3 protein-coding genes, 1 tRNA gene and 1 rRNA gene are annotated in these 9,907 nt (G+C 68.0%); 4 read left to right on the top strand and 1 reads right to left on the bottom strand.

The genetic code is table 11. The features are described from left to right. The first annotated feature begins 6 nt into the window (after window positions 1-6). The 3 genes from rrf to P2Q00_RS47540 all read left to right on the top strand — a co-directional run bounded on the left by rrf (window position 7) and on the right by P2Q00_RS47540 (window position 1,071). Window positions 7-123 (top strand): 5S ribosomal RNA (rrf, locus tag P2Q00_RS47550). Between the two features lie 114 nt (window positions 124-237). Further along, the gene (locus P2Q00_RS47545) at window positions 238-900 is read left to right on the top strand and encodes a DegT/DnrJ/EryC1/StrS family aminotransferase (RefSeq protein ID WP_275781162.1); all 663 of its coding nucleotides are present in this window, start codon (window positions 238-240) and stop codon (window positions 898-900) included. Window positions 901-995: 95 nt separating this feature from the next. Continuing rightward, window positions 996-1,071 (top strand) — tRNA-Thr (locus tag P2Q00_RS47540). A gap of 52 nt (window positions 1,072-1,123) precedes the next feature. On the opposite strand, the gene P2Q00_RS47535 is transcribed toward P2Q00_RS47540, so the two are convergent. Then, window positions 1,124-3,877 carry a SpoIIE family protein phosphatase gene (locus P2Q00_RS47535; protein WP_275781156.1) on the bottom strand — a complete coding sequence of 918 codons (2,754 nt, stop codon included), beginning with the start codon at window positions 3,875-3,877 and terminating at the stop codon, window positions 1,124-1,126. Between the two features lie 376 nt (window positions 3,878-4,253). Here P2Q00_RS47535 and P2Q00_RS47530 point away from each other — a divergent pair, with 376 nt between their 5' ends. Further along, entirely contained in the window at window positions 4,254-9,725 is a 5,472-nt protein-coding gene (locus P2Q00_RS47530) for a HAMP domain-containing protein (RefSeq protein WP_275781155.1), read from the top strand. Window positions 9,726-9,907: the final 182 nt, after the last annotated feature.

Here is a 9,907-nt window from a genome sequence, read left to right as displayed (position 1 = left end):
TAGTGTTTCGGTGGTTATAGCGTGAGGGAAACGCCCGGTTACATTCCGAACCCGGAAGCTAAGCCTTACAGCGCCGATGGTACTGCAGGGGGGACCCTGTGGGAGAGTAGGACGCCGCCGAACAAATATTCAAAGGGTTGGATCCTGAACTTCGGTTCGGGGTCCAACCCTTTTTTGTTCTCCGTCACTTGAAGTTCACGTTGCGCAACAACCATCCCAAGCATGGGTACTGCTGCAATGCTCAGGGCCGCCGGCGTCGGAGTCGGTGACGAGGTTGTCGTGCCGGCCTTCGGGAACTCCGAGGTCGCAGAAGCCGTCGCCCTCGCCGGCGCGCTGCCGGTGTTCGCCGACATAGATCCGCTGACGTACTGCCTGGACGCGGCCGCTGTCGAAGCAGCCGTAACTCCGCGGACGGCGGCGGTCGTTGTCGTGCACCGCTTCGGTCGGCCGGCCGACATCGCGCGGCTGCACGGTGTGGGGCAGCGGCACGGGCTTCTGGTGCTGGAGCAGGGGGAGTCCGAGGCGCCGTACGACGAGATCGCTCAGCGGAGGGAGCGGGCCGCTTATCTCGACGCCAAGTTGAGGGGTGTGCGGACGCCCGATGGCGGTGACGGACACACTTATCAGCAGTACGTCGTGCGTGTGCCGGGGAACGGGCGGCCGGATCGGGATGCCTTTGCTCGGGCGGTGCGGGCCAGGGGAGTCGAGTGCCGGGTGCCGGTGAAGACGCCTGTGCACCGGCTGCCGGAATTCCGCCGGTGTGTGGCGCTGCCGGAGACCGAGCGGGCCGCCGACGAGACCCTCGCACTGCCGGTGGACGCCGCGCTGACGAAGCGGGACATGCAGCGGATAGTGGGCGCGTGCAATGCGCTGGGTGGATTGCTTGAGCCTGCCTTCTGAGCGGGGGTCTGCACTCGACGACGCGGTTGGGAACACGTGTGTGTTCGGGGTATGATCTATTCCGTTGCCGCGAGGGAAACCTCGCAGAGCAACAGGCCCCTATAGCTCAGTCGGTAGAGCGTCTCCATGGTAAGGAGAAGGTCAACGGTTCGATTCCGTTTGGGGGCTCCAGTCGAAAGGCCCCGCCCAATTGGGCGGGGCCTTTTTCGTGCTCGCGCGCCTCTCAGTCCTTGTGGAGCCCAGGGACTCGCATCGCCAGAATCGCCATGTCGTCGGACGGGGCGTCGGATGCGAAGCGCTCCACCGCGCGCATGATGCGAGCGGCGACCGCACCCGCCGTCAGGCCCGTGCAGGTCGTGAGGACGTCGGTGAGGCCGTCGTCGCCCAGCATGCGTGTGCCCTCACGGCGCTCCGTGACGCCGTCCGTGACGCACAGGAGGACGTCGCCCGGGTCCAGGGTGACCGTCTGCTCGTAGAGCTCCAGGTCCTCCATGACGCCCAGGAGCGGCTGGGGCTCGGCGGCCGGTTCGACCGTGCCGTCCTGGCGCAGGCGGAGCGGGAGGGGGTGGCCGGCGCAGACCACCTTCAGTTCCGCGCTGCCGTCCTCCTGCGGCCGGAGCTCGCCGTAGAGGAGGGTCAGGAAGCGGCTGCGGGCGCCCTCGTCGAGAATGGCCGAGTTCAGCCGCTCCAGGACCGCCGGGCCGCTGAGGCCCTCGCGGGCCAGGAGGCGGAGCGCGTGCCGGGCCAGGCCCGTGACCGCCGCCGCGTTGGGGCCCGTACCGCAGACGTCGCCGATGGCGAAGCCGTAGGCGCCGTCGCTGATCGGGAAGAGGTCGTAGAAGTCGCCGCCGACCTCGTTGCCCTCGCCGGCCGCGCGGTAGATGACCTCGACCTCCACGCCGCCGATTTCCGGGAGTTCCGGGGGCAGGAGGCTGCGCTGGAGGGACTGGCTGATGGCCGTGCGCTCCGAGTACAGGCGGGCGTTGTCGAGGGCGAGGGCTGCCCGGCGGCTCAAGTCCTCGGCCAGTTCCAGGATTTCCTGGCGGAAGTGTTCGTCGGTGGGCTTGCCGAGGGTCAGCATGCCGATGACTCGGTTGCGGGCCACCAGGGGGAGTACGACTGTTTCGCCGCCGACCGCGGAGGCTGTGGCGAGCGTGGGGCCGATTCCCGAGGCGATCTGGTGGGTGGGGCCGCCGCTCAGGCCGAGACTGCGCATGGAGCTGCGCAGGGCCGCCTGGTGGGCGACCTCGCCGGGGGCCGACCAGACGCGGGCACCGGGCGTCGGTACCGGGTCGGGCGGGGGGACCTTCGAGAGCAACGACTTGATGCCGTCGATGAGTTCCTCGTCCTCGTGCAGGACGTACGACAGGTAGGGCTCGGAGGCCTGGTCCGCGATCGTGTAGACGGCGCACCAGGTGGCGAGCGTGGGGACCGTCATCTGGGCCATCAGGGCCAGGGTCTGGTCGCGGTCCAGAGTGCCGGCGAGGAGGTCGGAGGCCTCGACGAGGAAGCTGAGCGAGCCGCGGCGCAGGCGTTCCAGTTCGCCCAGGCGCGCCGACTCGACGGCCAACGCGATGCGGTCGGCGGCGAATTGGAGGCGCAGAGCCTCCTCGTTGGAGTATCTGCCGGGGCTTTCGGCCGCCACGCCGAGGGAGCCGGTGAGGCGGCCCTCGACCTTCAGGGGGACCGTGACGACCGAACGCATACCGGTGCCGCTGAGGAGCGGGACGGCGCCGGGGACGGCCGTGAGGTCGTCGTGGACGGCCGGCATGCGGGCCGATCCGTAGCGGCCGGGGCCCGCCTCGACGGGCACGCGCGCGAAGCGCTGTCGGGCGGAGGGCAGGCCCGTGGAGGCGCGGACCTCCAACTCGGTTTCGTCGTCGGTCGCAAGGAGCAGGAAGGCGGAGTCGGCGTCGAGCATGTCGCGGGCGCGCTCCACCGTGCGCTGCAGGAGGCCGTCGAGGTCGTCCGGGGCCGGCGAGCCGATGAACACCTCGAAGGGGTCGGTGCTCTGACCGTCGGCGGCGGATGCCGTGTCGGAGGCCGGGATGCGCAACGGGGTCTGCAGGACGGCCCGTTCGTGGTCCCGCACGAGGAGGCAGACCGTGGACGGCTCGCCGCCCGTGTCGCGGACCCGTAGGTGGGAGGCGTACACGGGCGTGACGCGCCCGTTGGCGCCTCTTATGCCGTAACTGCCTTCCCAGCGGGAGAGTTGGAGCGCCTCTGCGATTCCGGTGCTGGTGCCCGGGGTGTGCGGCCATGCGGCGAGATCGGTAAGGGGCTTTCCGATCACCTGTTCGGAGGGGTAGCCGAAGAGTTCATCCGCGTCTTCGTTCCACGAGGTGATGGAGCCGCCCCGGTCGATCTGGACGACCGCGACGCGAACCCGGCCGTCGGCGAGCGGAAGGAGGTCGGCGGGGAGGGACGGGCCGGCCGCGCGGGTGCCCACCGCGCGCTCGGGGAGGTCGAGTTGGAACCAGACCTGCTTGTGCGTGGGGGTGTACTCGACGCCCCAGCGGCCGGCGAGTGCGGCGCACAGCTGGAGTCCGCGGCCGCCCTCGCGGTCGGGGCTGCCCATGTTGACGGGATGCCCCTGGAGGGGGATCTCGCGTTCCGGGTAGCGGTCGGCCACCTCGATCCGTACGCCTTCGTCGCTGCGCAGACACAGGACGTCCGCTGAGGTGCCCGCGTGCACCACGGCGTTGGTGACCAACTCGCTGGTGAGGACCACGGCGTCGTCGACGATGTCGGCGAAGCCCCAACCTTGGAGGGTGTCGCGGACGAATGAGCGGGCGGTCGCTACGGATCGTCCGACGGGCTCGAAGCTGGCGGCCGCGCGCGCGGTGATCACAGAACTCCTAGTCCGGTTGTCGACGGGCAGGGCTGCCTGGCCGACCGGCTCGTGCCGCTGATGCGGCAGACCGCCCGTCGGCCGGGGGTCCGGGGGCTGTCCCCCCGGGATCAGTCCGGTGGTCATGTGTGCGGCCGCCCCTCCGATGCCCGCTCGTACTCGTGCCACCGCCCAGGCCGGACGGACCGGCGCGGCTGGACAGCCGCATGCAAGGTTACTTACCTTCGACGGCCATGCGGATGCCGGTCTGCAGTGTTTACGCCCAGAGGGTGTGCGGACGATGTGCGAAGCTGCCGAACTGTTATGGCCGGGTTCAGGCAGGGTGAAACACTGGGCAAGCTTCTTGTGAAGGTCCGGGCAGGCTGAGTGTGTGCCGCGTCCTGTGGGCAGCAGCCCGTGGTGCGGCCTGGTATATCCGGCAGAAATGCGCAGCAGTAACGGGTACGTCGAGCAGTAGTACCGGAGCACAGCAGTAACGGTCGACCCCTGCGGGAGGGACACAGTGGAGTCTGGCGCAGCGACGCGGGGCACTAAGACGCGCGCGAAAGGCGGACAGTCCCTGAACAACCAGCGCAAACCACGCGGCGGGACCACCGCGGTGGACACGGCGGCCATGAACCGACTGCTGGCGGCTCTCGTGTCGATGCGTGACGGGAACTTCCGGAAGCGGCTCACGGTGTCCGGCGACGGCGTGATGTCGGAGATTGCGGCGGTTTTCAATGAAGTGGCCGACCGGAATCTGCATTTGACCGGTGAGCTGTCCCGGGTGCGGCGCATGGTGGGCCGTGAGGGCAAGCTCACGGAGCGGCTCGAGACGGGTGCGTACGAAGGTTCCTGGGCGGCCGCGATCGACGCGTCCAATGCGCTCGTGGACGACCTCGTACGGCCCGTCTCCGAGGTCGGCCGGGTGCTGTCGGCGGTGGCGGAGGGTGATCTCTCGCCGCGTATGGAGCTGCGGTCGCAGGCGCCGGACGGGACCGGGCATCCGCTGCGCGGGGAGTTCCTCAAGGTCGGGCGGACTGTAAACAACCTTGTCGACCAGCTGTCGACGTTCACCGACGAGGTCACGCGCGTGGCCAGCGAGGTGGGCACCGAGGGCAAGCTGGGCGGGCAGGCACGCGTGCGTGGCATGTCGGGTTCGTGGAAGGACCTCACCGACTCGGTCAACACGATGGCGTACCGGCTGACGGCCCAGGTGCGGGACATCGCCCTGGTGACCACTGCGGTCGCCAAGGGTGATCTGTCGCGGAAGGTCACGGTTCACGTTGCCGGCGAGATGCTGGAGCTGAAGAACACCGTCAACACGATGGTGGACCAGCTGTCGTCCTTCTCCTCCGAGGTGACGCGAGTCGCGCGCGAGGTGGGCACCGAGGGCGAGCTCGGCGGTCAGGCGCAGGTGCCGGGTGTGGCCGGCGTGTGGAAGGACCTCACCGATTCGGTGAACCTCATGGCCGGCAACCTGACGGCCCAGGTGCGCGGGATCGCCCAGGTCACCACCGCGGTCGCCAACGGTGACCTGTCGCAGAAGGTGACCGTCTCCGCACGCGGCGAGGTCGCACAGCTCGCGGACACGATCAACCAGATGACCGAGACGCTGCGGATCTTCGCGGACGAGGTCACGCGTGTGGCCAACGAGGTCGGTGCCGCCGGGCAGCTGGGTGGTCAGGCGAATGTGCCGGGCGCGGCGGGTACGTGGAAGGACCTGACGGACTCCGTCAACACGGTGTTCCGGAATCTGACCATTCAGGTGAGGGACATCGCGGCCGTCACCACGGCCGTGGCCAATGGTGACCTGTCGCAGAAGGTCACGGTCGACGTGGCCGGCGAGATGCTGGAGCTGAAGAACACCGTCAACGGCATGGTGGACCAGCTGCAGTCGTTCGGTTCCGAGGTCACGCGCGTGGCGCGTGAGGTCGGTGTCGAGGGTGAGCTCGGCGGACAGGCACAGGTGCCCGGCGCGGCGGGTACGTGGAAGGACCTCACCGACTCGGTCAACACGGCGTTCCGCAACCTCACCGGGCAGGTCCGCAACATCGCCCAGGTGACGACCGCGGTGGCCAACGGCGACCTCTCCCAGAAGATCACCGTGGACGTCTCCGGTGAGATGCTCCAGCTGAAGAACACCGTGAACACGATGGTGGACCAGCTGTCGTCCTTCGCCGACCAGGTGACGCGGATGGCCCGGGACGTGGGCACGGAGGGCCGGCTCGGCGGCCAGGCGGTCGTACCGGGTGTGGCCGGTACGTGGAAGGAACTCACCGACTCCGTCAACGGCATGGCGGGCAACCTCACCGCCCAGGTGCGCAACATCGCCCAGGTGACCACCGCGGTCGCCCGCGGCGACCTCTCCCAGAAGATCGACGTCGACGCGCGCGGGGAGATCCTCGAGCTGAAGAACACCGTCAACACGATGGTCGACCAGCTCTCCGGATTCGCCGACCAGGTGACCCGGGTGGCCCGTGAGGTGGGCACGGAGGGCCGCCTCGGCGGTCAGGCACAGGTGCCCGGCGTGGCCGGCGTGTGGCGGGACCTGACCGACTCCGTGAACGGAATGGCAGGAAACCTTACCGCCCAGGTGCGCAACATCGCCCAGGTCGCCACCGCGGTCGCCCGCGGTGACCTGTCCCAGAAGATCACCGTTGACGCGCGCGGGGAGATCCTGGAGCTGAAGAACACCCTGAACACGATGGTCGACCAGCTGTCGTCGTTCGCGGAGGAGGTCACCAGGGTCGCCCGCGAGGTGGGTACCGAGGGCCAGCTCGGCGGTCAGGCCGAGGTGCAGGGCGTCTCCGGCACCTGGAAGGACCTCACGCAGTCCGTGAACTTCATGGCGAACAACCTGACCATCCAGGTGCGCAACATCGCCGAGGTCACGACTGCGGTCGCCAAGGGCGACCTGTCGAAGAAGATCACCGTCGACGCGAAGGGCGAGATCCTCGAGCTCGTCACGACGGTCAACACGATGGTCGACCAGCTGTCCAGCTTCGCCGAGCAGGTGACCCGGGTGGCCCGCGAGGTGGGCACCGAGGGCATCCTGGGCGGCCAGGCGTATGCGTCGGGCGTCACGGGCATCTGGAAGGACCTCACCGACAACGTCAACCTGATGGCCAAGAACCTGACCATGCAGGTGCGGAACATCTCCCAGGTCGCGAACGCGGTCGCCAACGGTGACCTCACCCGGACGGTGACGATCGAGGCGCGCGGCGAGGTCGCGCAGCTCGCCGACACCTTCAACACCATGGTGAAGACGCTGAGTTCGTTCGCCGACCAGGTCACCAAGGTGGCCCGCGAGGTGGGCACGGACGGCATCCTCGGCGGTCAGGCGCACGTACCGGGTGTGGCCGGTACGTGGAAGGACCTCACCGAGTCCGTGAACCAGATGGCGTCCAACCTGACCGGCCAGGTGCGCAACATCGCCATGGTCACCACAGCCATCGCCAAGGGTGACCTGACCAAGAAGATCGACATTGACGCTCGCGGCGAGATCCTCGAGCTCAAGACGACGATCAACACGATGGTCGACCAGCTGTCCAGCTTCGCCGAGGAGGTCACCCGAGTCGCCCGCGAGGTGGGCACGGAAGGACAGCTCGGCGGTCAGGCACGCGTGCGTGACGTGGATGGCACCTGGCGCGACCTCACCGAGTCCGTGAACGAAATGGCAGGAAACCTTACCCGGCAGGTGCGCGCCATCGCGCGCGTGGCGACCGCGGTGACCCGAGGCGACCTGAACCTGAAGATCGACGTCGACGCTTCCGGCGAGATCCAGGAACTGCAGGACTACATCAACAAGATGATCGCCAACCTGCGCGACACTACGATCGCCAACAAGGAGCAGGACTGGCTCAAGGGCAACCTCGCCCGCATCTCCGCGCTGATGCAGGGCCGCCGCGACCTGCAGGACGTGGCCTCGCTGATCATGAGCGAACTGACACCAGTGGTCTCGGCGCAGCACGGCGCGTTCTTCGTGGCGATGACGCCCGTCGACGGCAAGGACCTCAGCGCCGAGAGCGAGGACTCGTACGAGCTGCGCATGCTCGGGTCGTACGGCTACTCGATGGGCTCCATGCCGACGTCGTTCCGGCCGGGCGAGGCGCTCATCGGGACGGCCGCCGAGGAGAAACGCACGATCCTGGTGGAGAACGCGCCCAGCGGCTACCTGAAGATCTCCTCCGGCCTCGGCGAGGCGCCGCCCGCACAGGTGATCGTCCTTCCGGTGCTGTTCGAGGGCAAGGTGCTCGGTGTCATCGAGCTGGCCTCCTTCAATCCCTTTACGCAGATCCAGAAGGACTTCCTCAACCAGATCGCCGAGATGATCGCGACCAGCGTCAACACGATCTCCGTCAACACCAAGACGGAGCTGCTGCTGAAGCAGTCGCAGGAGCTGACCGAGCAACTCCGGGAGCGCTCGGCCGAGTTGGAGAACCGGCAGAAGGCACTCCAGGCGTCCAACGCCGAACTGGAGGAGAAGGCCGAGCTGCTGGCCCAGCAGAACCGCGACATCGAGGTCAAGAACACCGAGATCGAGGAGGCCCGGCAGGTCCTGGAGGAGCGCGCCGAGCAGCTCGCCGTGTCGATGCGGTACAAGAGCGAGTTCCTCGCCAATATGTCGCACGAGCTGCGCACGCCGCTCAACTCGCTGCTGATCCTGGCCAAGTTGCTCGCCGACAACGCGGATTCCAACCTCACCCCGAAACAGGTCGAGTTCGCCGAGACCATCCACGGCGCCGGCTCCGACCTGCTCCAGCTGATCAACGACATCCTCGACCTGTCGAAGGTCGAGGCGGGCAAGATGGACGTCTCCCCGACGCGTATCGCGCTCGTCCAGCTCGTCGACTACGTGGAGGCCACCTTCCGGCCGCTGACCGCGGAGAAGGGCCTCGACCTGTCCGTACGGGTGTCGCCGGAGCTGCCCGCCACGCTGCACACCGACGAACAACGGCTGCTGCAGGTGCTGCGGAACCTGCTGTCCAATGCGGTGAAGTTCACCGACTCCGGGGCCGTGGAGCTGGTCATCCGGCCGGCCGGCCGGGACGTCCCGGTGGCGATCCGCGAGCAGTTGCTCGAGGCTGGGTCGATGAGCGACCCGGACGCCGATCTGATCGCGTTCTCGGTGACGGACACCGGCATCGGTATCGCCGCCAGCAAGATGCGCGTCATCTTCGAGGCGTTCAAGCAGGCGGACGGCACGACGAGCCGCAAGTACGGCGGTACCGGCCTGGGTCTGTCCATCTCGCGGGAGATCGCCCAGCTGCTCGGCGGTGAGATCCACGCACAGAGCGAGCCGGGACGCGGTTCGACGTTCACGCTGTATTTGCCGCTGCATCCGAGCGAACTGCCGCCGCAGGGCTACCAGCAGGCCCTGCCCGCGCTGAACGCCGGCGATCTGGTGGCCGCCTCGGACCTGGCCCAGCTCTCCGAGGCGGAGATCGAGACGCCGGCCGAGGTGAAGTCGTACCGGGAGACGCAGAACGGCGCCGCGGCGCTCTTCAGGCGCCGCCGCAGGCACGCACTGGAGGCCGACCAGCGCCTGGCACCTCAGGAGCAGTGGTCGGCCGCAGAGCAGGACGCGACACCGCAGGTGCACCGTGGCATCCGGTTCGGCGGCCAGAAGGTGCTGATCGTCGACGACGACATCCGCAACGTGTTCGCGTTGACCAGTGTGCTCGAGCAGCACGGGTTGTCCGTGCTGTACGCGGAGAACGGCCGCGAGGGCATCGAGGTCCTGGAACAGCACGACGACGTCGCGGTCGTCCTGATGGACATCATGATGCCCGAGATGGACGGCTACGCGACGACCACGGCGATCCGCAGGATGCCTCAGTTCGCGGGCCTGCCGATCATTGCGCTGACGGCGAAGGCGATGAAGGGCGACCGGGAGAAGGCGATCGAGTCGGGCGCCTCCGACTACGTGACCAAGCCGGTCGATCCCGATCACCTGCTGTCGGTGATGGAGCAGTGGATGCGGGGGGAGTGACGGGAACCATCGATGTTCACGCGGAGTTGCTGACTCAGTGTGGCCGAAGCCGTGTAGAAGTACGGGATTCGGGGAACCTTCTGGTCTCCCGCTACGTTTCTGCTACGTGCACAGTGACATCGCGGTGACAGGGTGTGTCGACGGGCGGGGTGCGGCTACGATGACCGGCACAAGGACGGGCG

The organism is Streptomyces coacervatus, assembly GCF_029223485.1.
GTDB classification, from domain to species: domain Bacteria; phylum Actinomycetota; class Actinomycetes; order Streptomycetales; family Streptomycetaceae; genus Streptomyces; species Streptomyces coacervatus.
Note: the sequence above shows the minus strand (reverse complement) of the source record. Positions and strands in the feature narration are given on the sequence as shown.

What these genes read in the sequence shown, in the direction of transcription:
- P2Q00_RS47545 (WP_275781162.1), top strand. Translation starts at nt 238, where the DNA reads ATGCTCAGGGCCGCCGGCGTCGGAGTCGGTGACGAGGTTGTCGTGCCG.
- P2Q00_RS47535 (WP_275781156.1), bottom strand. Translation starts at nt 3,877, where the DNA reads ATGACCACCGGACTGATCCCGGGGGGACAGCCCCCGGACCCCCGGCCG.